Origin of the sequence: Phyllobacterium trifolii (assembly GCF_014192095.1) — a bacterium.
GTDB lineage: Bacteria > Pseudomonadota > Alphaproteobacteria > Rhizobiales > Rhizobiaceae > Phyllobacterium > Phyllobacterium trifolii.
In genome coordinates this window covers 39,651-66,042 of sequence record NZ_JACHXN010000019.1, presented here as the reverse complement: position 1 = coordinate 66,042, position 26,392 = coordinate 39,651, and the positions used below count along the sequence as shown (strand labels likewise).

The window sequence follows — 26,392 nt, the reverse complement described above, 5'->3', positions numbered from 1 at the left end:
AGCGCAGTTAAGCCGGGTGAGCTCTTTGGAATAGTTGCTGATCGGCAAGCCAAACCTGATAGTTTTTGTCATCTTAGTGTTAACCAAATGCAATACTCAAATGGTCAGGACGCTTCAGTGTTCGGGGCGTCTGAACGAGGCGCCTTCAAGCGCGATTCCGTAAATATGGTTGGCTTCAACTGAGAACAGTGGCGAATGACCCCAATATACAATTTCTGGTTGCATACCCATATTATTTTGGTCTAATCCTTACAGTGAGAATCGGGGGTTCTTATGTCGCGGCGGGACTTCACTAGATTTGACTCAGCTTGCTGTGTGTCGCGGCGATCGGCGCTGTCGTTTTGGTCGCCAAAGCCACGATCCAAAGCCCATGAACCTCGTATCCGATGAAGTCGTACGCCGACTCATATAAGTTGTTGCCGGATTTTTCTTCAACGGCAATCGGATACTTTCATCGGCAAGCTCAATTAAACTTTTTCGGTCAGCGCTTTTGGCGGGTCGGCTTGGTCGTGGAAACCCGATCATGAGCGTCCGCCCGCAACCGACCATGAGGCGTGGCGCGAAACGGGAAACTGGTACATTTATTTTGTACGCCGATGTCGACTGCGCCTCATCCACAAATAACATTTCAGGTGACACCGCGATCGGCGTTTCAGACACCGTTGCGCATGTGGAACTAATCACAATCGACCAGCCTCGTTGTGCTCAAGGTTATATGCCCGACGACCAAGGGAGACCTCAGAGGCGACATGTGTAAAATTCGGCAGAACAAGAAAAGTGAAACACAGGCTCGCACGAACGGGCTAGGCGCATCGGCAGGACGCTCGAATGCCCCGGCCTTCGACTGGCGCGTCATGCGCGGTGGTCGCATGACCAAGTCCAAGGGCGAGGCCGCCAGCTTTGCGCCGAACGTGGCGCACCTTGTCTCGTCTGTCGCACGCAGGTGGAGCGCCCGGCTTCTGCCGGCCGCAATGCTTCTGGCTCTTGCGGCAAGTTCGGCGAGTGCTGCCGACAGATATTGGGATCCTAACGGCACCGCAGCCAACCGCGGCGGTACGGGCACATGGGATACAAGCTCGTCTTTCTGGAGCCCCAACGGGGATGGCGTCAGCGGCCCCTATGGCGCCTGGAGCAATGGCGCACTGGACGACGCCTTCTTCGGCGGGGCCGCCGCCGGCACGGTGAACCTGGGAGTGCCGATCACTGTCCACAACCTGACCTTTGATACCAGCACGACATATACACTCACCGGAAGCACCCTGACGCTCGGAGGCGCGACACCGACGATCACCACCAACGGCACCGCCACGGTCAACTCGATGATAGCCGGGAGCGCGGGGCTGACCAAGGCGGGCGCAGCCGCCCTGAACCTCACCGGTGCCAACACCTTCGCCGGCGGCATCAACGTCACCGGGGGGACCCTGAACGTCAGCGGCGATTCGTCGCTCGGCGCCGCGAGCAACACCATCAATCTGTCTTCGGGGGCAGCCCTGCAGAGCACCGGCGCGCTGGCCAGCAGTCGCGTTGTCACACTGCTCTCCGGCTCCTCCTACATTGGTGGGGGTGTCGGCTCTGCCCACATCACTGGGACCGGCGGCTTTTCCCTGGTCGCGCAGACAACGCTGAGCGACGACACCAACGATTTCACCGGTCCGGTAGGTACCGATGGCTCCCACTTGATCTTTACATCGATCCGCAATCTTGGCGAGGCGAGCGCCCTGGGAGCGGCGACCACGGCGGCCAACGGCGCAGTTTACGTCCGCAACGCTTCCGCCATCTATATCGGTAGCGGCGATACATCAAACCGTGGCTGGAGCATGGCGCCCTTCACCGGCTCCTCCGCTCTGAGAAATCAGGGAAGCGGCACGCTAACGGTAACTGGAGACATAACCGCAGGAGGAGGGTATGCAGCGTCCGTCATTTTGGATGCGCAGACCGCAGATTTGGCGCTGCTGGGCGTCATCAGCAGCAACCTTCCAGCTCGACCGTTCGTATTCATGGGCGGCGGGACAAACCGCAACATTACATTGAATAGTGCCAACACCTTTGGTGGCGCCGTCACGATCCAGAGCGTTACCGTAAGGGCGAACTCGTTGGCCAACTAAGGCACCGCCAGTTCACTGGGAACGGGTGCCGGTGCCGCGACAATCTCGCTCGCCAACGGCGCGCTCGCCTATACCGGCACGGGCGGCGGCACCAATCGCGGGCTGTGGCTCAACGGCGCCAACAGTGTCCTCAACGACGGTACCGGCGCGTTCGCCCTCAGTGGCACAGTGGCATTCAATGCCGCAGCCCCGGCCGACAGCCTCACCCTTGGCGGCAGCTTTGCGGGCAACAACACATTGTCGGGCGTGATTTCCGGCAATGGCGGCGTGATCATGAACGGCGCCGCGGGGAATGTCTGGCTGCTCAGCGGGGCCAACACCTATAACGGGGCGACCACCGTCATGGGCGGCACCCTGCAGGCCGGCAGCGATCAGGCCTTTGGCGCACCCAACGCTGTGACCGTCAATGGCGGCACGCTCGATCTCAACACCTACGATATCACTATTACCTCGCTTGCGGGGACCGGCGGCAGCGTGGCGCTGAACGGCGGCGACCTGACGGTCAACGGCGCCGCCAGCACGACTTATGGCGGCAGTATCACCGGCAACGGCAGCCTCGTGAAGCGGGGCACCGGCACGCTTACGCTCATCGGGCAAAACAACTATACTGGCGCCACGACGATCAACGGCGGCACGCTGGGGCTGAATTTCGCGGCGGCCGGAGCACCGGCCAACAACATCCTCTCGGGCACGTCTACACTGAACATGGCCGGGGGCACGCTCACCGTCACCGGTGCGGGCGTGGCGAACAGCCAGACCTTCAACGGACTGAACGTGACCGCTGGCAACAACCGCATCACTGCGACTTCGGGCGCCGGCGGCAGCATGACGCTGAACCTTGGCGCGCTCACGCACTCGGGCGGCCTGATGGATTTCACGCTGCCCGCCAGCGGCGCGATCACCACGACCAATGGCGACGGAGCCCTTGGGTGGGCAACAGTCAATGGCATGGACTATGCGCAAGTGCTAGCGGGCACCATCACCGCTTTCACTAGCTATGCGAACAAAGACGATGCGAGCACCTGGCTGACCGGAGATGTCGTCAGTGACGCCGGAGGGGCGGCCAATACCGCTTTCTTCAACACCGTCACCGGCAACGTGCAGCTCGGCGGCCTCAAATATACCGCCGCGACCAATTCCACGGTCACCATTGGCGGCGGCAACACGCTCGGCGTGGGCGGCACGATCATAGTCGCTTCCAGCGTTGGCAATGCCAGCCAGACGATCACTGGCGGAACGCTCACCGGCGGCGCCGGCGGCAGCCCCTTCGGCGTCCTCCACAACGGTACGGGCACCGGCACGTTCACGATCGCATCGACGATCGTCAACAATGGCGGCGCCACCAGCTTCATCAAGGGCGGCACCGGTAAAGTCGCGCTGACCGGTGCCAACACCTACACCGGCGGAACGACGCTCAGCGGCGGCACGCTCGCCATTGCCAGCGTCGCCAATGCCGGCGTTGCAAGCAGTATCGGCGCCTCGACGGCGGATTCCGCGAATCTGGTGATCGAGAGCGGCACGCTGGAATATACAGGTATAGGTGCGGGGACGACCGATCGCGGCTTCACGCTTACGAACGGCGGTCCATCCCGAACGATCCAGGTCAACAACAGCAGCGCCAACCTGAGCTTCGGCGGTGTGGTCGTCGGCTCCGATGACGCCAGCCTGATCAAGTCCGGCGCGGGCACGCTGACGCTGGCGAACGCCGCCAATATTTTTACCGGGCGTCACGACTGTGTCGGCAGGCACCCTCTCGGTCAATACGCTGGCAAACGGCGGCGTGGCGAGCGGCCTCGGCGCGTCGACTGCGGATTCCACGAACCTCGTGCTCCAGAGCACGGGCGGACTGCAATATACCGGCGGAACGGCCAGCACCGATCGCGGCTTCACGCTGGGAACGGGCAATGGCCGGATCGATGTCAGTAACGCTGCGACCGCGCTGACGATGAGCGGCGTGGCGACAGGCGCCGGCGGCCTGGTCAAGCAAGGCGACGGCACGCTGGTGCTGTCCGGTACCAATCTCTATCAGGGTGGAACGACGGTCAGTGCCGGCACGCTGCGCGCCGGCTCCGTTCAGGCCTTCGGCAATCAGACCGCGCTGATGGATGTCGCCACAGGCGCGACGTTGGATCTTGCCGGTTTTGCCAACACCGTCGGCGCGCTCAATGGCGGCGGTAACGTCATCCTGGGTTCGGCCACGCTGACCGCAGGCGGCATCAACGGTACCTTTACCGGCACGATCAGCGGCAGCGGCGGCTTCACCCGCAGCGGTGGCGGCACCCAGGTGATGCTCGGCTGTAACAACAATTACACCGGCGCAACGTCGCTTGTCGGCGCGGCCCTGTCCGTGAATTGCCTCGCCAATGGCGGGCTTGCCAGCGGCATCGGCGCATCGGGCAGCGCGTCCGCCAATCTCGTCCTGAACAACAGCGTTCTCACCTATACCGGCGACAGCACGAGTATCGATCGCGGATTCACGACCGCCGCAACCGGCGCCATCAACGTCGCCAATGCCGCCACCGTGCTTGAATTCAGAGGCGCGGTCGTAGGGGCGGGAATCGTTCGGAAAGACGGCGCGGGTACGCTCGTCCTGTCCGGTGTTAACAGCTACACTGGCGGAACGTCGGTCACCGGCGGCATCTTGCGCGCCGGCAGGATCAATGCCTTCTGGACGGGACCGGTCACGCTCGCAAACGCCGCTGGTGTCACATTAGATCTTGCCGACTTCAGCAACAGCGTCGGCTCTCTAAATGGTGGTGGTCCGCTCGGGGGCAACATTACACTCCGCACGGCAACGCTGACGCTGAACGGCGCTTCCGGAGCCGCCGGCTACGCCGGCGCTATCAGCGGCAGCGGCGGCCTCATCAAGAATGGGGGCTACACCCAAGCTCTCACGGGTTGTAACAGCAGCTATACCGGCCGCACCACAATCAATGGCGGCGTACTCGGGGTTTCATGCCTGGCCAACGGCGGCAGCAACAGTGCGATTGGCGCTTCCAGCGCCAGCGCAAGCAATCTGGTCCTCAATGGCGGAACCCTGCTCTACACCGGCGCGGCTGGCAGCACCAATCGCCTGTTCACGCTCGGGGGCTCAGCTGCAAACAGGCTGGAGGCTTCCGGTACAGGGGCGATCGCGTTTACCGGCACCGGGCCGATCGGGTTCTCTACTCCCAACACCAGTCAGACGCTCACGCTCGGCGGTACCAATACCGGCAATAACAGCCTGGCCGCACAGATGACCAACAATGGGACGGGCGTGACATCACTCTCCAAGGACGGTCCCGGCACCTGGATTCTCAACAACGCGAACAGCACCTATACCGGCGCCACCACCATTAATGGCGGCGTGCTCGGAGTCGACAAGCTCTCCAATGGCGGTATCGCGAGCAGCATCGGTGGGTCGTCGGCCGCGGCGTCCAATCTGGTGATCGGCAATGGCTCGACACTACGCTACTCCGGCGCGGGCGATACCACCAACCGGTTGTTCACACTTTCGGCTGGCACCACCTTCGTCGAATCGTCAGGCACTGGCGCAGTGGTCTTCACCGACACGGGACCGGTGACCCTGGCGGGCACCAACCAGGCGCGCACGATCGCGCTCGGAGGCACCAACACAGGCAACAACACGCTCGCCGGATCGATCGGCAATGCCGGCGCTGGCGTCACAACGCTGGCCAAGAACGACACCGGCACCTGGGTGCTGACTGGCAACAACACCTTCACCGGCAACACCGTTATCAACAATGGCAATCTGATGATCGGCAATGGTGGCACATCAGGCAATGCCGGTGCTGGCAACGTGATCGTCAATTCCCCGACCTCGACGCTGTCGTTCAATCGCAGCGACTCTTTCAACTTCACGGGAACGCTGAGCGGCCCCGGCAGCATTGCGCAGGTCGGCACCGGAACAACCGTGCTCACCGCGGCAGGCAACGCCATCGGCGCGACCAGCATCAGTGCCGGCACACTGCAGGTGAACGGCGGCCTGACCACCTCGACCATCGCCATGAACGGTGCCGGCACGCTGACGGTGAATGGTACGGTGCAGGGGCCCACTGCTGCCACGTCCACGATTACGGGCGACGCCGGTGCGAGCACGATCAACGTCAATGCGGGTGGCACGTTGCGGGCCAATGGTGACCTCGGTGGCGGCAACGATGTCGTCAATGTGGGTGGCACCCTCAACACGGGCGCCGCCACGCTGAACCTCGGCGCCGGAAACGACACGCTTTTGCTCAATGACACCGCCGTATTCGGCGGCACCGGTGTCAATGCCGGCACCGGCGGCGAGACAGGCACGGGCGACAGGCTGCAAGTGGTGACCGCGGCAGGGCGTACCCTCGACGGCGCCAACGTTACAAGCTTCGAGAGTCTGGACAAGCAGGGCGCGGGCGCGCTGATCCTGGCTGGCAATCACAGCTACAGCACCGGCACGACAATCCAGGCCGGCACGCTGCAGGTCGGCAATGGCGCCACGGTCGGCGCACTGACGACGCCAAGTGTGGCGAACAACGCCACGCTCGCCTTCAACCTCGACAGCGCCTACACTTTTGCCGGTGCGATCTCGGGCAGCGGTGTGGTGAACAAGCTGGGCACCGGGGTGACGACGCTCACCGGCACCAACAGCTACACCGGCGCGACCAACGTCAATGCCGGCACGCTGCTTGTCAACGGCAACCAGTCGGCCGCGACCGGGCCGACCTCGGTCGGTATCGGCGCCACGCTGGGCGGCATCGGCATCATCGGCGGTAGTGTCACGGTTGCCGACGGCGGCGCCATCAATCCTGGCGGCGTCGGCAATGCCGCCGGATCCCTGACGATCAACGGCAGTCTGGCGCTCAACAACAATTCGACTCTCAACTACAATTTCGGCCAGGCTAATGTGACCGGCGGCGCGTTCAACGACCTTATCAATGTCGGCGGCAATCTGACGCTCGACGGCACGCTGAACATCACGCAGACGCCTGGCGGCACGCTCGGCCCGGGCCTCTATCGCGTCATGAACTACGGCGGTGCGCTTACCAATAACGGGCTCAACGTTGCGTCGCCCGACTATTTCGTCCAGACCTCGATCGCCAACCAGGTCAATCTGGTCAATTCGGCGGGCCTGACCTTGAGCTACTGGGACGGCGAAGCCGGGCCGCATTCCAACAGCATCGTCAATGGCGGCAGCGGCACCTGGCGGGCGGCAGGCGACCAGAACTGGACCGATGACACCGGCGTCTTTGCAGCGCCCTTCGCCAATGCCAGCTTCGCCATCTTTGCTGGCGCTGCCGGCGCGGTGACCGTCGATGACACGAACGGCCTGGTGCAGGCCGCGGGCATGCAATTCGCCACCGGCGGGTATCTGGTGCAGGGAGATGACATTACTCTCGTTGGCCCGCAATCGACAGTGCGTGTGGGCGACGGCTCGGGGGCAGGTGCGGCCTATGTCGCGACGATTGATGCCAACCTGACCGGTAACACACAGCTGGTGAAGTCCGATCTCGGCACGCTGGTGCTTGGCGGCACCAACACCTACACGGGCGGCACCTTTATCGATGATGGTACGCTTCAGGTCTCGAGTGATTCGAACCTCGGCGATACAACGGGTGCGCTGATTTTCGGCGGTGCCACGTTGCGCAACACAGCGGCCTTCACTTCAGGCCGTGGCGTAACGCTCAACGCCGGCGGCGGTAACTTCGAGACCTTCGCTGATCTCACCCTGAACGGCGCGGTCGGCGGCACGGGCGTGCTAACCAAGTCGGGCACCGGCACGCTGGTGCTGAACGGTGCCAACACTTACGCTGGTGGCACCATCGTCAACGCTGGCACGGTCGAGGTCTCGGCCAACGCCAATCTCGGCAATGCGAGCGGCCCGCTCACCTTCAATGGCGGCACGCTGCACAGCACCGCCACCTTCACCGCCGCGCGCAACGTAACCCTCAATGCCGGCGGCGGGACCTTCGACACGGACAATGGGACAGCGCTGACGCTGGCAAACACGGTCAGCGGAGCGGGTGGGCTCACCAAGGACGGCGGCGGTGTCCTGACGCTCACAAATACAAACAGTTATGCCGGCGGTACGATGATCGAGTCCGGGATGCTAAAGCTTGGCAACGGCGGGGCATCGGGCTCGATTACCGGCGACGTGGTCAATGATGGCACGCTCGCCTTCGATCGGAATGACAGCTACACTTTTGCCGGCTTGATCTCAGGCACCGGCACGCTCGAACAGATCGGCAGCGGCGTCACGATCCTGGCCGCCAATAACAGCTACAGTGGTGCGACGGACGTCCGCGAGGGTACTCTCATCATCGATGGCGACCAATCGGCCGCGACAGGCACAACCACCGTCGAAGCCGGCGGAGTGCTTGGAGGTACCGGCACAGTCGGCGGCAATGTTGCCGTTTTTGACAACGGCGCGCTAAACCCGGGCGAACTCGGGTCAACGCCGGGGACGCTGACGATCAATGGCGACCTGGCGCTCGGTGCGCTGGCAACGCTCAATTACAATTTCGGCCAGGCAGGCGTCGCCGGCGGAGCCTATAACGACCTGACCGTCGTTCATGGCGATCTTCTGCTTGATGGGCAGCTGAACGTTGCCGAGACCGCGGGCGGGAATTTCGGGCCGGGCATCTACCGCGTGATCAGCTATGACGGGACGCTGACCAATCTGGGGCTCGCGGAGAGCTCTCCTAATTACGTGGTGCAGACCTCAGTCGACGGCCAGGTGAACCTGGTCGACATCAGCGCCATGACGCTCAACTTCTGGGACGGTGATGCCGGGCCGAAGGACAACTTTCTGGTCGATGGCGGCAATGGTGTCTGGCGTGCCGCCAGCGACGACAACTGGTCCGATGAGACTGGCGATATCAATGCAGCCTTCTCCAACGGCAGCTTTCCAATCTTTGCCGGCGCGGCGGGAACGGTCGAGGTCGACAACACCAGCGGCCAGGTGCAGGCCTCTGGCATGCAGTTCGCCACTGGCGGCTATCTCATCCAGGGGGACAACATCACCCTGATCGGGCCGCAGTCGACCATCCGGGTCGGCGACGGGACGTTGCCGGGCGCAGGCTATATCGCAACCGTCGGGTCCGTTCTTGAGGGCAGCTCGCAGTTGGTGAAGTCCGACCTCGGAACGCTCGTGCTTACGGGCGCCAACAGCTATACCGGCGGCACCCGCGTTAACGCTGGCACGCTGCAGGTGGCGAGCGACGGGAATCTGGGCGATGCGGCCGGCGGGTTCAACCTTGACGGTGGCACACTGCACAATACAGCCGCTTTTGCTTCCGGTCGCGGCGTGACGCTCCAAGCTGGCGGCGGTACCTTCGAGACCGACGCCGATCTGACGCTGTCAGGTTTGGTCAGCGGCACGGGCGGCTTCACCAAGACAGGTAGCGCTGCGCTGATACTGTCCGGCAACAACGCCTACACTGGCCCAACGAGGGTCAGTGCGGGCGGGCTCTATGTCGATGGTGACCAGAGCGGGGCAACCGGGCCTGTTTCGGTGGAAATCAGCGCTGCCCTCGGCGGTAACGGCGTCATGGGCGGTGACGTCGCGGTTGCCGACGGGGCAATGCTGTCGCCCGGTTCGGCAGACGGTACGCCCGGCACGCTCGCCATCAGCGGCAACCTTGCGCTCTCCAGCGGCTCGATCATCAATTACAGCTTCGGCGAGGCGAATGTTCCTGGCGGCACTCTCAACGATCTGACCACCGTTGGCGGCAACCTCGTTCTTGATGGCACGCTCAACGTCTCGGTCTCGACAGGCGGCACCTTCGGCCCCGGCGTCTACCGCGTGTTCAGCTACAATGGCGCATTGACCAATAACGGGCTGTCGGTCGGGAGCATTCCTTCGACGAACTACTTCGTCCAGACGGCAATCGCCAACCAGGTGAACCTCGTCAATGCGGAAGGGCTGACCCTGAACTACTGGGACGGTGCTGCCGGTCCGAAGTTCGACGGCGCCGTCAAAGGCGGCGACGGCGTCTGGCAGAATGCCAGCGGCAACGACAACTGGGCCGATGCGACGGGCATAATCAATGCCCCCTTCTCGGACGGCTCCTTTGCCATCTTCGCAGGCGCCGCCGGCATGGTGACGGTCGACAACGGCCCTGGTCAGGTCACGTCCTCGGGTATGCAGTTCGCGGCCGACGGCTATGTCATCCAGGGCGGTTCCATCGCCCTCGACGGCGGGGGGACATCGACCATCCGCGTTGGTGACGGAACGAACGCCGGTGCTGATATCACGGCGACCATTGCCTCGCAGCTCAGGGGCAACACGCAACTCGTCAAGACTGATCTCGGCACGCTCGCGCTCACCGGGACCAACAGCTATAGCGGCGGCACGGCGATCAACGGCGGCACGCTGCAGGTGTCGACCGATGCCAATCTCGGCGACGCCGCCGGTGCCCTGAGCTTCAACGGCGGCACGCTGCATACGACGGCAAGCTTCACCTCCCGCCGGAACATCGATCTGCTGGGGCAGGGGAGCTTCCTCACCGATGATGCAACCACACTTACCCTCGACGGAACCCTCTCCGGTAGCGGAAGCTTCGTCAAGTCTGGCACTGGCAAGATGGTGCTTGCCTCGGAAGGCTCGGGTTTTGCAGGCGTCACCTCGATTGATGGTGGCACTCTCGCAGTCAACGGCAGCCTGTGCGGCGACGTTAACGTTCGCTCGGGCGGCCGCCTGCAAGGCACAGGCACCGTTTGCGATACCAACAACTTCGACGGTGGTACGGTGGCGCCCGGCAATTCGATCGGCACTTTGACGGTCGCCGGCGACTATACCGGCAGCGGCGGCACGCTGGAAATCGAGACCGTTCTTGGCGGGGATGCTTCGCCGGCCGACCGGCTCGTTATCACCGGAAACACCGCCGGAACGACCCGGGTCAAGGTTATCAATCTTGATGGCGGTGGCGCCCAGACCCAAAACGGTATCGAGATTGTCGATGTCGGCGGCGCCTCGAACGGCAGCTTTTCGCTGGCCGGCGACTATGTCTTTGACGGTGAGCAGGCCGTGGTGGGTGGTGCCTATGCTTACCGGCTCTACAAGAACGGCATCAGCACTCCCAACGACGGCGACTGGTATTTGCGTTCCACCTATCTCAGTCCCGACAATCCCGCGCCGCAGCCCCTCTATGCACCCGGCGTGCCGCTTTATGAGGCCTATGCGGGTGTCCTGCAGAGCTTCAATGAACTCGGCACGCTGCAGCAGCGTGTTGGCAACAGAACCTGGGGTGAGGGCGCTACACCGCAGGGAGCGGACCTTCCAGGCCAAGGGCCGGTTGATGGCAAGGCCATCTGGGCCCGCATCCAGGCCGCTCACAGCCAGCTGGATCCGAAGGTTTCTACGACTGCGACTGACTACGATGTGTCCACCTGGAAGCTGCAGGCAGGCGTCGACGGCCTGTTGCATGAAGATGGGGCCGGCATGCTGATCGGAGGGCTTACCGTCCACTACGGAACGGTCTCCTCGGACGTGTCATCGCTCTTCGGTAGTGGCTCGATCGACGCTACTGGCTATGGGTTCGGCGGTACGCTCACTTGGTACAGGAGCAACGGCCTTTATATCGACGCCCAGGCCGAGGCGACCTGGTATGATAGCGATATCCGGTCGGCCTCGCTCGGCACCACGCTTGCCAATGGCAATGACGGTTTCGGTTATGCGCTGAGCATTGAGGCCGGGCAGAAGATCGCGCTTGACAGCAATTGGTCGCTGACGCCGCAGGCCCAACTTGCCTATTCCGCTGTGGACTTTGACGGTTTCACCGACCCGTATAGTGCCGTCGTGTCGCTCGGCAACAGCGACAGCTTGCTTGGCCGCCTCGGCCTGTCCGCGGACTATGAGAGCCAATGGGCAGATGCCGCAGGGCAGGTGAGCCGCTCGCATGTCTATGGCATCGCCAATCTCTATTACGACTTCCTCGACGGCTCCGACGTCAATGTGTCCGGCGTCAGTCTGGTCAGCCAGAACCAGGCCCTGTGGGGCGGGCTCGGGCTCGGCGGTTCAATAAGCTGGGCAGATAGTCGTTATACCCTCTATGGCGAGGCAATCGCGAGAGGAAGCTTCGAAGATTTGTCAGACAACAACTCCATAAGCGCTAAAGTCGGGTTTAGTGTGAACTGGTGAGGAGCATATATATGATACACGACGATGCTGTCCGTCTGATCGAATCGACAGCACAACAACTCACGTAACAGTTTCAGAAGCTACGGCATCAGTATCAGAGAGGTAATCGCGTGCGCATACCCTGTTTGGCTCAATTGGCTGCAACCGCAGCTTTGGTGACTCCCCTCCTAACAGCCCCGGCCCTCGCACAGGAAGCGCAATCAGTTTTGCCTGGCGGCGCCACTTCCCTTCAGGAGACGTACCAGGATTGGAGCCTGAACTGCCAAGGCACGCCACAGGCGGTGTGCGTCGTGTCGCAACAGCAGATGCAGCAGAACGGTCAACGGGTTATGGCTATCGAATTGCGTGGGAAGAGCGATGGTACCCTTTCTGGCAACCTGATCCTGCCCTTTGGGCTGACCCTCGACGCGGGTGCTGCACTTCAGATCGATGAGGCTGCGCCGCAGAAACCCTTGCGTTTTTCGACCTGTCTGCCAGCCGGTTGCCTGGTGCCGCTCAGTTTCGACGCGAAAACCGTAGCTACCTTGAGAACCGGCACTTCTCTCAAGGTCAAAGTACAAAGTGTTGATGCGAAGGAAGCCACGCTGTCGATTTCACTTAGTGGGCTTGCTGCGGCGGTTGATCGGCTGGCAGCTCTTGGGGGAGGTTGAGCAATCGCCGCCTCGGTTGTCATAAAGCAAATTTGGTTTCAACCGGCAAACCGATCCTGCACCCTGCATGTTCGGAGTATCACGCAATTTATAGTTCGGGCGCTCGCCCGGGCCTGCAATGGTTCAAAAGAAAAAGCCGGACTAAAAGTGGTTCCGTTGCAAATGTTCGAGGTAACGCAGTTGGTCGCGAGCTATCCGTTGTTCAGAAGGAAGCAGCCAGGATATCGAATTGCTCGGCCAGTGATGGCGTCGGGTTATAAGCGTAACGGGCCTGCCGTTTACGCATCATGTGTACCATCTCAATACCGGACAGCGTAACTGCCGCGCTTGCGAATGACTTGAAACCGAGAATCGGTCCGACGCGCCGCTTGATCCGCCGGTGATCCTGCTCGATACGGTTGTTCAAGTATTGACTTTGGCGGATGCGGATCGGTTTGAGCTTTCGTCGTGACCGGTCCTGTAGGCGACATGTCGTATCGCAGGATACAAGAGCTTCCCGGTTGGTCTGACTGCCGTCTATGACGACGCGCTCGGGTCGGCCATGCCGGTTGAACGCCTTACTGAAGAACCGTTTGGCCGCAGGCAGGTCCCGATGTTCGCTGAACCAGAACTCGACCGTATCACCCGCGCTGTCTACGGCGCGGTAAAGATACATCCATTGGCCCCGGACTTTGATGTAAGTCTCGTCGGCATGCCATTTACCGGTGACGGCGCGTTTGCGCTGGTTGAAGCGCTCTAACAACAATGGTGAGAAATGCACGACCCAGCGATGGATCGTCGAATGATCGACACTGATGCCGCGTTCGGTCATCATTTCCTTCAGGTCACGCAGGCTTAGGCCATAGGCCAAATACCAGCGCACGCACAACAGGATCACGGACTGGTCGAAATGGCGGCCCTTGAACATTGTTGGCTCTCCGGAAAATATCGCAGTTCAATGCCACACCGATCGTAACCAAAGAGTTTGCAACAGAACCAAATGATCAACGGGCTGGTTGGCAAAGACATCGGCCAGGTGCGGCGCTGACTGGTGCCAAAATGGTCAATGGCAGCGTATCGGCGATATCTGGTACGTCGGGCCGCATACTCACGGTTAGCTACGACGGCGGCAGGAAAAGCTTTCTCATCGGCGTGCCAGATAGCGCGCCGATCGTGCGGTATGTACTTGCCGACCGAACGACGCTGGAGCTTGGTTGCGACGTGATGATCAAAACGGACCCAGGCAATCAAGCCTTCCTCGTCACCATTGGCAAGGGCATAGCTCCTCCGATGTAACGGCCTCCGCCGAACCGAATTGTACGCAAGTAGCCAAGTATGGGTCAGCCTGCCCAGTTTCGCGCGGATTGGAAAGTGCGGAGAAGCCGAATTTGCCTCATGAATGCGGTCCATATCCAGCAACTGGGTGAGCCGAAAAGATTTTGGACAAAGCCAAGCTTCATCCTGATCGTGAGTGACGAAAACGATCGTCGCTCGTTGGATGCGCTTGATTTCGATTTGTATGCTCTCACACCGACTTCGGTCGATTGCAGACGAGCAACACGCAGGTGCCACGCGCTGTCGCTGACTGCCCGAGAGTTGGTCGAGAAAGCGCTTGCCCGGTCGAGCCCAACCAGATCGAGTGCGTATCGCCCTGTCCTGCGCCTCACCGGCCGGCAAATGCCGGATCTTCAAGCCAAACACACTATTCTCGACGAGCGTTAGATGTTGACATTGTTGGACGGAACCTCTCGAATAACTGCAAAACGACACCAGGGTATCAGGGCCGGGACAGGTCCTTGAGGTAGCCAGTTCACCTCCGCACGTCCCCCGTCAGTGAGGGGGAGCCGCTTTGGTTTGAGAATGTCCGGGCCGTTGGTGGCGTAATATCCTCGAATGTGAACGGCCGGATCAGGGTGAGGCATTGACTGGCGCCGTTTACCCATGGCTGCCCATTCTCGTGTCCGTTCGGGGCACGGGTGACCAATCCCCATCGCTCTGACTTCGAACCGGGATGGTTAATTGAGCTATAATCCGGATCGATCCGCGAAACCTAAAACGTTTCGATTGAGTAGTTGACCGGCATCACGCCGGTCCCTATCAGGCGATACGATGGGCCAGATCTCGGGCGGCGCGGTCGCCACCAAGCGCCTGATATCCTCGTGGAGTTCTTGCTGCGCCCTCCCGGCGCACATCATCCTCGTCCGCCATCTCTGCTAGTGAGCGGCGTAGTGCGGATGCGGCGTCATCGTCCTGGTCAGCTTCGGCCAACGTTGTTGAGGACCTGTTCAAGCTCGTAAATGCTGGCCATTACTGTTTTGAATTCGGGCGGCGTCCCGAAGATCATGGCGGACATTCTCTCGTAGTCGGCCGAGAGTTTCTTGCGCATACCAGTCGTGGGAACCAGTCGGAAGGTGCCGGGCACGGCCCGGTCATATCTATGGTCCGGCGCCCGGAACATCAGTTCCTTGTGCTTCCGGCACGCCTCCGCGAGATCAAGCATGGATGCTGTCGCCTTGCCATAATCGGGATGCGTCCAGATCTGGTGAACATCATAGTAGTGGCGTGAATAGCGGTTTAAATCGGGAACTTTCCGTTCGGGGTTTTCTTCAATACTTCGCTTTTCGGTCACTTCCGTCATCGCGTGAAGGATGAGAACCTTTTCCCAAAACGTCCGCTCGGGCCTAACGGTAATTACATTGGCAACGGTCAGATCGGCTCCGGCTCTCATTTCTGGCGCGATGTAGGGGATGATCCGCCGCGAGGGATCGGGGCGCGCTCCGCCTTCGATGCGCACCGCCGCCTCGACATAGCCGCCGCTCATATCGAAGACACTTTTGTATCCCACGATGAGAATATCGAGCGCTTCTTTTTTCCGGTACGAATCGTAACCGAAGCCGAGCGAGAAGTGTCCCGTTTGTCCGCTCTCTCCTTCGATCGCGGCGATTTCCTTGGCCAGCAAGTCTTTGAGGGGTCCCGACATATATCGCCGTGCAGCCTCGTCCACCTGATCCGCCAGTGCTTTCTGTTGCTGATTGACAGTAGGAAGTGCGGCGATGTCAGCCTCAAGCGGGACTTTCAGGTCCGCCTTGTAGATGCCGATGTCAATATCCTCGGAGAATCGCTTGATTAGACCATAAGCCTTGCTGAGACTGGTGCCGCCCTTGAAGTAAAGACCGATTGGATCGCTAGGGCGTCTATTGAACAGGAAGTCGAGCACCCAACAGACATACAGATCCTTCTCGATATTCTCGGCCCGCGTCTCAAGGTCAGAAGCAGCGGTTGAGAACAGTGCTCTGCGCTCGTCAGCGCTGGAGCGAAGGACTTCAATGAAGTTCTGGCGCATGTTCATCCTTGGTATTGTCGTTCGTTGGACCGCCTTCCACCTCCGCAGCGTGCAAGCCGCGGGTTATGGTTTCCACAGCTGGGTACATCCAGGCGGGGATAGAATGGATGTTTTCACGCAGATCCTGGATAATCGGCTGCCTGTGCGGGCTTCGTCCCAAGTAGCGGACGATACTATCGACAACGGCATCCAGATTGGATCGCTCATCCCGAAACCAGTGGAGGGCTTGGATCACCCGCATTGCCGGGCGGCCCGCCCAAAAAGCCGTCTTTGCCGAAATGCGCTTGAAGTCCAAGATATAGATAACCGGCTTTGTGGCATGCGGATCACCGGCATTAGCCTCGATCTCGATGGTTCGGGGATAGGTATCCGCATAGATTGTGGAACGGGCCGGAACGGCCGTCGTCAAACCAAGGTCGTTCGCGGCCGTCATGCCGTCCACGCACACACGAAGCTTATCGCGGCGCGCGATCGCATCAATGAATGAGGCGCGCGGCGGAAACACCATTTTGCCGGTGAGCTGGCTGATGCCCGGCTTGTCATACAGGCCGCGATGAGGGCGGCGGATGTCGCCGCGACTGGTTAGCCTCTGCAGTGCTTTTTCGACGGCGTTCGGCGTCCCTATATCGAGGAAATCGGCTCGCGACCAAACGCCGGAAGGTGCCGTGCTGGCGATCCGGTCGTGGATGCGTTCCAGTGTATCGGATGTTGGATCCGGCATGATGGGCCCTACTTTCTGACCGAAGATTATATACAAATTTTGGTCACTGGCAAGCAAAGTGGTTTACTGACCAATTTTTATATCTAAATATTGGTCAGAACACATTCAGATTAGACTCTCATGTAGTGTGCTCCTGAAATCGGATCGAAGGGAAGTTGGGGCTGCGCCGGGTCGCGCGGTCTGGATCTGAGCCGTGCTTCAGCATCCGCAAAAGCGGCTGGGATGTTTTGCGCGGCGGCTTTGTCATTGCCTCATTTCAACAGGAATTTCTTAGAATGGCGTGACAGACCTTCGGACAATGAAATCTGGAAGAGGAACCGTCTCGCAGGGATAGCCCGTCGGCTGACAGTTTCCCTCAATCACGCCACTCGCAATACCTGGCCCGCGTCCCGCGCAAGGCTTTCAGCCCCGCTCGTCCGCAAGCCAGGTATGCTCTGCCGCAATTGCAGCCGCCGGTCTGTCCTGCGTTTCGGGAGATGTCTTCGAGAAGAAGACGAGAAAGGATGGACAGCGTGTCCTCCCGAAACCCGAAAGGGGCATCGTAAAGTTAAAGTAGCCAGGTTGGATAGCGCTCTCATTTTCCTGTTGTCAGGCGGTGTCGAGATGAGCGATCTGCCGCCAGGTGTGCATGGCGGCATTTCGTAGGTCACGATGATCAGAAGATGAAATGCTGTGGCGGGGAAAGTGGAACAGGTTGGCGACAGGATCGTGGACGGAAACGAAACGCTGTAGCTGTCGCGTTGACTTGAAGCGCTTCATCATTCGTTCTCGTCTTCGGATGGGTTGATGTGAATTCTCGGCCCGATTGTTGAGGCCTTTGTGTGAGCGATGCTCCACACTCGGCATGACCTGCCGTTTCGCGGTGTTGTATGATCGAAGTTTGTCAGTGATCATCACACGCGGCACGCGGCCCTGCTTTTTGAGAAGCCTGCGCATCAAGCGCGTTGCTGCCTTGGCATTTCTGCGGCTTTGCACAAGAACATCGATGACAAAGCCTTCCTGATCAACAGCTCGCCAGAGCCAGCGTCTCTTGCCCGCAATTGTAACAACAACCTCGTCGAGGTGCCACTTGTCACCAAATCGACCGGCCGACCTTCGCCGGATCTCGTTGGCGAAGCGTCGTCCGAATTTCTCTGCCCATGCTCGTATCGTTTGATGGCTGACAATGATGCCCCGGGCGGCCAGCATATCCTCGACCATGCGCAGGCTCAGTGGAAAGCGGAAGTAGAGCCAGACTGCATGTGCAATTATCTCGGCGGGAAAGCGATGGCGACGATAGAGCGGATCACGGCAGGAGCTTTTCATGCCGCATCTTCCGACATTTCCATCAGCTTCCAGTTAACGTTACGGTGCGCGTTTGAACGCTTTGCCGACGATGCTGTTTGTCATTGCAGCAGTGAGCGTCAAGCTCAAAAGCTGCAAGCGGAACTTGAGCGGCGGTTTGCTGAATGCGGACTGACGTTACATCCAGACAAGACACAGATCGTGTACTGTAAGGATAACGTTCGGCGAGGATATTACCCGAACCGGAAATTCGACTTTCTCGGCTATACCTTTCGGCCGAGACTGTCGATGAACCGATGGGGCAAGACCTTCGTCAACTTCAGTCCCGGCATGAGCAACCGGGCCGCGAAAGCCATCCGTCAGACGATGCGGGACTGGCAGCTTGACCGCCGTATCGACAAGCGCATCAACGATCTGGCCAAGATGTTCAATCCGATCCTACGCGGTTGGATGAACTATTATGGCCGGTATCACAAATCGGCACTTTCCCGAGCATTAATGCATCTCGATCTGCGCCTGGCACGCTGGGCGATGTCGAAATATCGTCGCCTGAGACGCCATCGTCGGCGTGCACGGTATTGGGTCCAGGACGTAAGGCGTCGGGAGCCAGCGCTGTTCGCACATTGGCGATTGCTGTATCAGGCACCAGCTGGACGGTAGGAGCCGGATGAGTGGAGACGCTCACGTCCGGATCTGTGAGAGCCTGGGGGTGAAATTCCCCCGGGCCACTCGACTCGTGATTTCCATTGGCGGTCGAAAACATTGGCTTTGGCGCGCCGTCGACCAGGATAGCTACGTTCTCGATGAGATCGTCCAAACCCGCCGGAACACAAAGGCCGCCACGCGGTTGATGATCCGGCTCCTGAAGAAGCAAGGTCTCACCCCAAAGCGCATCATCACTGACAAACTGCGGTCGTATGGAGCGGCAAAACGCCAGGTCATGCCGAAGGTCGAGCATCGATCACACAAAGGTCTCAACAATCGAGCAGAAAACGCGCATGTTCCTTTGCGAAAACGGGAGCGAATGATGTAGGGCTTCCGATCGTCAGGGAGCCTGCAGCGGTTCATCAGCATATTCTCGGAATTCCGAAATCTCTTCGTCCCGCCACGCTCCAAACACTCAGCTCTCGCCACCCACATTCATCGCCTCACAGCTATGGCGGAATGGAATGCCGTGACCGGAATGCTGGCCTGAATTCTCAGCCGTCAACTCTATGCCGGCGTTTTCAGATAACGTGACATCGCCCAGAAAACCGCATTTGAGTGGGTCTGCGGTTCGGCTCCGCCCAAGGCGGTCATAACCTCTGCTTCTGGGCCCGTTGCTGACGCGGCGAACACGTGCAAGTTTGGCTAAATCGAGCTCGAGCCATTTCTGCCACCTGTCGACTGAAAGCAGATTTCAGGTGCGTTTGAACCCGACTCGTAGACGGAATGGCATTTGCGGAAAATCCGGCGTTATCTGGCTTCTTCTTCAACAACATGCCTGTCGGCGTCACGAATGATGATGCCCATTTCAGCTGAACTGCGCGGTTTCTGGGCTGACGGCGTCCTCGGGACAGATGACATCGTGTGCCGGTCTTGCATATGGCGATAATATTTCCTGGAACAAACTCGGTCCTTGCAGGTTGGGAAGAATGTCGGCGGAGGAAACCCTGCCGGGCGCGGTCTTCGTCCGTGAAGCGCAGCGTCGGTACAAATCCCAGTCAGAACACCTGTTGAAGGAAATCCCATGGTCTTGACGTTAGTGAGCCCTGCATTTGCTGATGGCGATGCTATTCCCCCAAAATATACCCGTATCCACGAAAATCTGTTTCCACCATTGAAATGGAGCGGCGTTCCGGATGGGACACGCAGTTTTGCACTAGTCGTTGAAGACGCCGATGCACCGACTGGGATTTTCCGCATTGTGGAATATTCAACATTCGGCCGACACTCAAAGGATTGCCTGAAAGTGTGGATACTGTGCCGGGCCAGGCGCCGCGTTTTTCGGAGAATGATTTCGGCAATGCGCGTTATGACGGACCGCAACCACCCAAAGATCATGGAGTGCACCACTATCATTTTCGCTTGGCGGCACTCGATGTTCCGAATCTTTCTGTGCCCAGCTCTGCAGGTGCTGGGCTGATGTGGAATGCAGCACGGAAATACACACTTGCGCAAGCGACACTGACCGGAACATTTGAGGTGTAGAATCCGAAGCCATAACAGGGGCAGCATTTTGGCTGAGCGAATCTCAGTTCTCTCGCGTTGCTGATTGGTTCGTCCCCGTTTGCCCTGTTGTCGCGACATTGCCGGGATTCAAACGAATCCGCGGCAATGCCTGCGGATATTCGTGCTGAACGAAATCAATCAGCTTTTCGCGAACCTCGCAACGCAGATCAAATGTTCGGCCGGAATTCGTCGCGGACACAAGGATACGGATTTCCATCACGTTTTCCTTAAAATCGGTGACGGCAACATTGGCGACGCGCTGATCCCATAGCTTGGAAGCGGCGAGAATCTCCTCAACCTTGCTGCGAAGCACTGCGATCGGCACACTGTAATCAAGGTAGATCATCACTGTGCCAATCAGCGAGGCGCTCTCGCGTGTCCAGTTCTGGAACGGGTTCTCGATGAAGTAGCTGAGCGGAAGAATGAGGCGCCGCCAGTCCCATATTTTGACAACGACATAGGTTGAGGTGATCTCCTCGACATTGCCCCACTCGCCTTCAACAAGCAGTGCGTCATCGATGCGGATCGGCTGGGTGATAGCAAGCTGAATGCCCGCGAAGAGATTCTTCAGGACCGGTTGAAGCGCCAAGCCAACCACAATGCCAGCTGCACCGGCAGATGCCAAAAGACTGACACCATATTGCCGGACCGCATCAAAAGTCATCAATGCAGCGGCGACCGCGATCATTATGATCAACAGGTCGATGATTCGCCCGATGATCCGCGATTGCGTCACATGCTTGCGCGCCAGCAGATTGTCTTCGGCATCAAGTTTGAAGCGCCTTAGATAAACGGTGGTCCAGATATGCGCGGCCGACTTGACCATCCAGGCAATCAGCGCGATGAAGCAGATGAGCAGACCATGACGAAGCACCGAGGCTTGCAGATCGGTCAGGGGCGCGACCGAAACCGCGAGGGCGAGTGCAGCCACCACAACCGCAAAGCGGGCGGCGCGCTCGGTCCGTGAGACCAGCGAGCGCCAGAACAAATCCCGAGCGGCAACGATACGGGTAAGCAGCTTGTAAAGAGCGCGATGCGCGACCAAAGCAATGCCAACCGCGCCGGCGATGAGGGCAAGGCTGATGATCCAGTCCGGCAACCATCCCACCTGCGCTTCGAGGTGGATAATAAAATCTGTCATGCCACAAAGTAGAGTGCAGCGCGGGATATTGAAAGAGTGCGTCACAGCACACCGCAAATTGCCTGGGTAACAATGTGAACCAGCGGCGGTACCCATCGCAGAAAATCCTCCCGTCCGGACTGTCTGGAAGACTTGCGCCGGCACGCCTGCCTGCGCATACGCCGTTCGAACGGCGCGATCGGCCATTGGTTCTTTGTCGACGGCACCGAGCGGATCGAGGTTGCGGTCTCGGGCCCGTTGATCGCGCATGACTACACGACGCTGCTTGGGGCGGCGATCCAGGGCGTGGGACTGGCGCAGGCGCCGGGGCCGCTCATCCGCCCACCGATCGCCGACGGAAAGCTGGAGTCGGTGCTCGACGACCTCGCCGTCATGACGCCGGGCGTCTTCCTCTACCATCCGGGCAAGCGCCAGATGCTCCCCAAGCTTCGGGCTTTCATCGACCACATCAAATCGGCGGCCTGATATGACGGATTTCGATATGCGGTGAGCGGTCAATCGCGAGCGAGACGGTGAGTGCACGCAACGTCTAATTTTCCAGTGCAAGCCGCCACTCGATAAGTCACCTGGCTTTTCGGCACATGCCAATCTTGTTGTTGTCTGAACGGCAGGTATTGTTCAAATGGACCTTGTTTCCTCGTGCCCAGCGCTGCACCGCAATCGGGTTCCTTGGTGGAATTTGCCGTGTTTGTTCAAGGAACGCAACTTGGCTCCAATCCAAGCGGTTGGATGCGGGATAGTTAAGCAATTACACCACTCATTTCATCCGGACTTCTGCACCGTGTTGCTGGCGCTATGCGGAACCGCCATTCAAGGAGGATCGCCTCATGACATTAATGGACCGGCACCTGCTTTCGCGTACCCGCTCCTTTATGGAGGACGTTCGCCGATGAACAAATCAGATACGCTCTGGATGTTGTTGGGCCGGAATCGTAGCCTTGGCGGCCGCCAGCAGCTCGACGGCTCGTCAAGACAACTGCGAAAACAGAATCCAACGACTTTTCACAACTGACAAGGAAACGTCCGCCCATGACGACTTCAGGGACAAGGAAAGTGGCAGCAATCACCGGAGCATCTTCCGGGATAGGTTCGGTTTATGCGGAAAGATTCGCGGCGCGAGGTTACGATCTCATATTGATCGCCCGCCGCGGGGAGCGTCTTGCAGCTTTATCCGGGCAACTGAGCGCCGTTTATGGTGTCGAAGTCGAAGTGATCAGCGCCGATTTGACAAAGGAGGCCGATCTCGTCCGTGTTGCAGGAAGTCTTGCCGATAGTGCGGCTTTGAGGGTTGTGGTTAACAATGCCGGCAATTCGAGGTTGGCTCCTCTGGCCGATACATCTGCGGCCGAATCTGCTTCCATGATCGCGTTGAATATTGTCGCGTTGACGCGTCTTACAGAGGCCGTGCTCCCCTCGTTCCTGTCGCAAAAGGACGGCCTCATCATCAATATCGCGTCCGTCCTTTCCCTGCACGCCCTGCCCACCAGCGCGATATACAGCGGCACCAAGGGCTATGTCCTGAACTTCAGCCGGGGACTGCAACAGGAACTCGCGGGTACCGGGGTGCGCTTGCAGGTCGTGCTTCCCGGCACAACCGCGACCGAACTTTGGGATCTTTCGGGCGTTCCGTTGGCCTCGCTGAACAAGGCGAAAATCATGTCGGCCGAGGATATGGTCGATGCCGCCCTGGCAGGATTGGACAATCACGAAGACGTGACCTTGCCTTCGGTTGCCGACGCCAGCCTCTGGGATGCATATGACGCGGCCCGGTCCAAACTGTTCCTCGCGACCCAGACCGGGAAACCGGCACCGCGTTACGCGAAGTCATGACGACGACAATCTCGGGTTCATTGGAGCGTGTGGCGATGGCCGGCCACATGAACGCGGTGACATTGGGGAACCGCATGTCGAGATTTTCACCGCTCGCTGCAATCCTCATCGCTTCAGCGGTTTTCCTCCTGGACACTTTGACGACTTTGGACATTGCCATTGCCGTGCTCTACGTGGGCGTGGTGCTGTTGGCTCTTAATTTTGCGGGCCCGAACGGCATCGTGTTGGTCGGCGCGGCGTGCATGGGGCTTACCGTCCTGAGCTTTCTGATATCGCATTCGGATAATCTCATTGAACTGGAGGATTCGTTGGCGCGTTGCCTGGTCAGTCTTGCCGCTATCGCCATCACAACACTCCTCGGTTACCGCTTGAAAACGTCAATGAATGTCTTGGCCGAAAGTGAACTGCGTTACCGCACCATTTTTCTGGCGACGGGAGTGGGCATTCTCCAGATGGATTTCAGCGGGCTTAAAGACGCCATTGAAAAGCTTAAGAGCGACGGCATACGGGACATCGATCTGGCGCGTAAACTCGATCCAGGATTTCTCAACAAAATTCCGAAAACCGTACGGCTGATCAACGCGAACGAAACAGCTCTGAAGATATTCAATGCCGGAGACATCCATGCGCTGGAGAGGATGCTGCCAACTATTATCACCGCGGATATGGACAAGTCATGGAAGTTCCTCGCAGCAATCTGGGCCGGTAGTCCCAGTTATGAAGCTGAAACGGTGATCAACGATGCAGAGGGCACACAACTCACTGTTCTCTATAACGCTGCATTTCCAGCTGATCGTCCGGCTCTCGACATGGTCCTGATCAGTATCATGGATGTAACCGCGAGGAGGGAAACTGAAAATCAGCTTCATTCCGCCCGAATGGAGCTGACACATGTTGCCCGGGTCGCAACGCTTGGGGAACTGACAGTGTCGATCGCCCATGAAATCAATCAACCGTTGGCTGCCATGATTACCAATGGGGCAGCAGGCTTGCGTTGGCTGAAACGTGCCGAGCCGGATCTGGCGAAAGTTCAATCTTCGATGGAGAGCATGGTCGCCGATGCCAAACGCGCCAGCGAGATCATCAAGAACCTGCGTGCATTGTCGAAGAAATCGTCTCCGGTCGCGTCACACGTCAACCTGAACGACGTTCTGCAAGAGACGGTTGCACTGGTCCAAAGGGAAATTGACATCAATCGGGTGAGCCTGCAATTCGCTTTGGCTGCCGACCTCCCACAGGTCTGTGGTGACAGGGTACAACTGCAGCAAGTAATCCTGAACCTCGTATTGAACGCTATTCAGGCCATGTCACAGACATCCGAAAATATTCGGAATCTGCTGATAGAATCAATTGCCCATGAACGCGCGGCCCTCGTGAAAATCCACGACAGCGGGCCAGGGCTTACACCTGAAACCCGGGAAAAACTGTTCAGCCCCTTCTACACGACCAAGCCTGAAGGCATGGGAATGGGCTTGTCGATTTGCCAATCCATCGTGACTGCCCATGGAGGGAGCATTACCGCGAACTCCCTGCAGGGTGCGGGAACAACCTTCGAATTCACCATTCCCGTAAAAACGGAGGCCGGATGATGGTGAAGCCAACATCGCCGCTTGTCTTTGTCGTTGACGACGACGTGCACTTGCGGGAGGCATTGCACAATCTGTTTGAATCGGTCGGAATGGGTGTCGAGCTGTTCGGTTCAACTTCGGAACTCCTGGTTCGTCTTGCAAAGGGCGGCGCGTCGGAGAGTTGCCTTGTCCTGGATATCCGGCTTCCGGCTGTCAGTGGCCTCGACTTTCAGAACCAGTTGGCGAAGATTGGCAACAACATTCCGATTATTTTCATGACAGGCCACGGCGATGTTCCGATGTCCGTGCGGGCGATGAAAGCGGGGGCGATCGATTTCCTCATCAAGCCGTTCCGCGACCAGGACATGCTCGATGCAGTTTCCAATGCGTTGGCGCTGGACCGGAGCCGCCGAGCTGCCGAGGATGAAGTATCCGCGCTCATGACGCGGTATGAGGACCTGACAATGCGCGAACGCCAGGTATTGGCCTTGGTGACGACCGGCCTCATGAACAAACAGATTGCCGGCGAACTGGGCGTCAGTGAAATAACGGTAAAAATCCATCGCGGCCATGTGATGGAGAAGATGGGAGTGCGGACGTTTGCCGAGCTTGTCAAGGGATACGAGACGATCCTGCCGCACCTGAAAACGTAATCGCTGAATATAAACCATTTAAACTTGAGTATGATTGAATTTCGTCGGCGACAGGCGCATTTGTTTGCATGTTATTAAAGTGCGTTGAGTACGCAAAAGGCTTTCCTTGTCCAATCTGAAATCCATAGCTGTCGTCGAGGACGACGCATCCCTGCTGGCTGCACTGGAGAATCTGATCGGTGCTCACGGTCTCGATGTCCATGGTTTTGCAAACGCCGAAGCCTTCCTGGCTCAAAGAGACTGCGTCGAAATTGACTGCCTGATAACGGATGTGCAGATGGATGGGATGGGCGGGGTAGAGCTGTTCGACATCCTGCGTAAGGCCGGCGACACTACACCGGTCATATTCATTACGGCATTTGAGGATGAGCGGATACACAGGCAGGTCATGGCAGCTGGGGCCGCTGCCTATTTCAAGAAACCTTTCGATTGTGAGGATGTGATCGAGTGCGTTGAACAGTGCCTGGCCAAATGACTTTGTCGGAGCGCTTGTTGGAATGACTGGAGAGTGTTGTTTGAAGCGGCAAAATCAGTAAGCGCGTCTTTACCTTCACACAGCCCATCAGAGAATCCCCCGAGGGCAGCAGTATCCTGGACACTCTTTGCCGCAGCGAACAGCAGTTACCAACCACTGGTGACGTGAGACTTCGGCGTTTCGGCTAATGTTGCAAGGCTTGGCAAAACCGCACCTGGACCGTCGCCTTCTCCAATTCCAACGATCGTATCCACATATGTCGTTAGCCAGGCCTGCCCGATCCAGCCTGAGGACGCGCACGTCGAAGAGGTGGCG

15 protein-coding genes and 6 pseudogenes are annotated in these 26,392 nt (G+C 59.0%); 14 read left to right on the top strand and 7 right to left on the bottom strand.

The genetic code is table 11. The annotated features are described in order from the left end of the window. Positions 1-854: 854 nt before the first annotated feature. The 3 genes and pseudogenes from FHS21_RS31620 to FHS21_RS23150 all read left to right on the top strand — a co-directional run. Positions 855-6,105 (top strand): annotated as a pseudogene (locus tag FHS21_RS31620) (beta strand repeat-containing protein); the annotation flags it as partial. 6 nt (positions 6,106-6,111) lie between these two features. Continuing rightward, a complete protein-coding gene (locus FHS21_RS23155; protein WP_376772195.1) occupies positions 6,112-12,222 on the top strand; it encodes an autotransporter outer membrane beta-barrel domain-containing protein in 6,111 nt (2,036 codons plus the stop codon). Between the two features lie 125 nt (positions 12,223-12,347). Continuing rightward, on the top strand, positions 12,348-12,872 hold the full coding sequence (locus tag FHS21_RS23150) for an invasion associated locus B family protein (RefSeq protein WP_210283599.1): 525 nt from the start codon (positions 12,348-12,350) through the stop codon (positions 12,870-12,872). Between the two features lie 202 nt (positions 12,873-13,074). Here FHS21_RS23150 and FHS21_RS23145 read toward each other — a convergent pair whose 3' ends face one another. Continuing rightward, positions 13,075-13,779, bottom strand: coding sequence for an IS6 family transposase (locus FHS21_RS23145; RefSeq protein WP_183664168.1), 705 nt, complete (start codon positions 13,777-13,779; stop codon positions 13,075-13,077). 131 nt (positions 13,780-13,910) lie between these two features. Between FHS21_RS23145 and FHS21_RS23140 the strand changes: the two genes are divergently transcribed. Beyond that, the gene (locus FHS21_RS23140) at positions 13,911-14,147 is read left to right on the top strand and encodes a hypothetical protein (RefSeq protein WP_183664166.1); all 237 of its coding nucleotides are present in this window, start codon (positions 13,911-13,913) and stop codon (positions 14,145-14,147) included. 99 nt (positions 14,148-14,246) lie between these two features. Then, the gene (locus FHS21_RS23135; protein ID WP_183664164.1) at positions 14,247-14,573 is read left to right on the top strand and encodes a hypothetical protein; all 327 of its coding nucleotides are present in this window, start codon (positions 14,247-14,249) and stop codon (positions 14,571-14,573) included. A gap of 375 nt (positions 14,574-14,948) precedes the next feature. Here FHS21_RS23135 and FHS21_RS23130 read toward each other — a convergent pair whose 3' ends face one another. The 5 genes and pseudogenes from FHS21_RS23130 to FHS21_RS23115 form a co-directional block, all read right to left on the bottom strand. Continuing rightward, positions 14,949-15,119 (bottom strand): hypothetical protein, encoded by a 171-nt coding sequence (locus FHS21_RS23130; RefSeq protein ID WP_183664162.1) that lies wholly within the window; start codon positions 15,117-15,119, stop codon positions 14,949-14,951. Next, positions 15,106-16,194, bottom strand: a complete 1,089-nt coding sequence (locus FHS21_RS23125; RefSeq protein ID WP_183664160.1) for a nucleotidyl transferase AbiEii/AbiGii toxin family protein — start codon at positions 16,192-16,194, stop codon at positions 15,106-15,108. The genes FHS21_RS23130 and FHS21_RS23125 overlap by 14 nt, the downstream gene beginning before the upstream one ends. After that, complete coding sequence (locus tag FHS21_RS23120) at positions 16,175-16,915, bottom strand: DUF6088 family protein (protein WP_183664158.1); 741 nt, start codon at positions 16,913-16,915, stop codon at positions 16,175-16,177. Before FHS21_RS23120 ends, FHS21_RS23125 begins: the two co-directional genes overlap by 20 nt. 137 nt (positions 16,916-17,052) lie before the next feature. After that, a pseudogene (locus FHS21_RS31615) lies at positions 17,053-17,162 on the bottom strand (non-homologous end-joining DNA ligase); the annotation flags it as partial. A gap of 341 nt (positions 17,163-17,503) precedes the next feature. Continuing rightward, a complete protein-coding gene (locus tag FHS21_RS23115; RefSeq protein ID WP_183664156.1) occupies positions 17,504-18,220 on the bottom strand; it encodes an IS6 family transposase in 717 nt (238 codons plus the stop codon). Here FHS21_RS23115 and FHS21_RS31610 point away from each other — a divergent pair. The 4 genes and pseudogenes from FHS21_RS31610 to FHS21_RS23100 all read left to right on the top strand — a co-directional run. Further along, positions 18,155-18,412 (top strand): annotated as a pseudogene (locus FHS21_RS31610) (reverse transcriptase domain-containing protein); the annotation flags it as partial. The gene FHS21_RS23115 and the pseudogene FHS21_RS31610 overlap by 66 nt on opposite strands. A gap of 75 nt (positions 18,413-18,487) precedes the next feature. Beyond that, positions 18,488-18,859 (top strand): group II intron maturase-specific domain-containing protein, encoded by a 372-nt coding sequence (locus FHS21_RS30840; RefSeq protein ID WP_246411156.1) that lies wholly within the window; start codon positions 18,488-18,490, stop codon positions 18,857-18,859. Positions 18,860-18,932: 73 nt separating this feature from the next. Continuing rightward, positions 18,933-19,394 (top strand): annotated as a pseudogene (locus FHS21_RS23105) (IS6 family transposase); the annotation flags it as partial. A gap of 534 nt (positions 19,395-19,928) precedes the next feature. Further along, positions 19,929-20,389, top strand: a pseudogene (locus tag FHS21_RS23100) (YbhB/YbcL family Raf kinase inhibitor-like protein). Positions 20,390-20,432: 43 nt separating this feature from the next. Here the strand turns inward: FHS21_RS23100 and FHS21_RS23095 are convergent. Continuing rightward, positions 20,433-21,551, bottom strand: a complete 1,119-nt coding sequence (locus tag FHS21_RS23095) for a mechanosensitive ion channel family protein (RefSeq protein ID WP_183664152.1) — start codon at positions 21,549-21,551, stop codon at positions 20,433-20,435. A gap of 117 nt (positions 21,552-21,668) precedes the next feature. Between FHS21_RS23095 and FHS21_RS23090 the strand changes: the two are divergent. The 5 genes and pseudogenes from FHS21_RS23090 to FHS21_RS23070 all read left to right on the top strand — a co-directional run. Next, a pseudogene (locus FHS21_RS23090) lies at positions 21,669-22,016 on the top strand (LysR substrate-binding domain-containing protein); the annotation flags it as partial. A 564-nt stretch (positions 22,017-22,580) separates the two neighbouring features. After that, positions 22,581-23,381 carry an SDR family NAD(P)-dependent oxidoreductase gene (locus FHS21_RS23085; RefSeq protein ID WP_183664150.1) on the top strand — a complete coding sequence of 267 codons (801 nt, stop codon included), beginning with the start codon at positions 22,581-22,583 and terminating at the stop codon, positions 23,379-23,381. Further along, the gene (locus FHS21_RS23080; RefSeq protein ID WP_246411154.1) at positions 23,378-24,970 is read left to right on the top strand and encodes a sensor histidine kinase; all 1,593 of its coding nucleotides are present in this window, start codon (positions 23,378-23,380) and stop codon (positions 24,968-24,970) included. Before FHS21_RS23085 ends, FHS21_RS23080 begins: the two co-directional genes overlap by 4 nt. Then, complete coding sequence (locus FHS21_RS23075; RefSeq protein ID WP_246411153.1) at positions 24,967-25,602, top strand: response regulator transcription factor; 636 nt, start codon at positions 24,967-24,969, stop codon at positions 25,600-25,602. Before FHS21_RS23080 ends, FHS21_RS23075 begins: the two co-directional genes overlap by 4 nt. A 106-nt stretch (positions 25,603-25,708) precedes the next feature. Next, the gene (locus FHS21_RS23070; protein ID WP_112532443.1) at positions 25,709-26,077 is read left to right on the top strand and encodes a response regulator transcription factor; all 369 of its coding nucleotides are present in this window, start codon (positions 25,709-25,711) and stop codon (positions 26,075-26,077) included. Positions 26,078-26,392 lie beyond the last annotated feature (315 nt).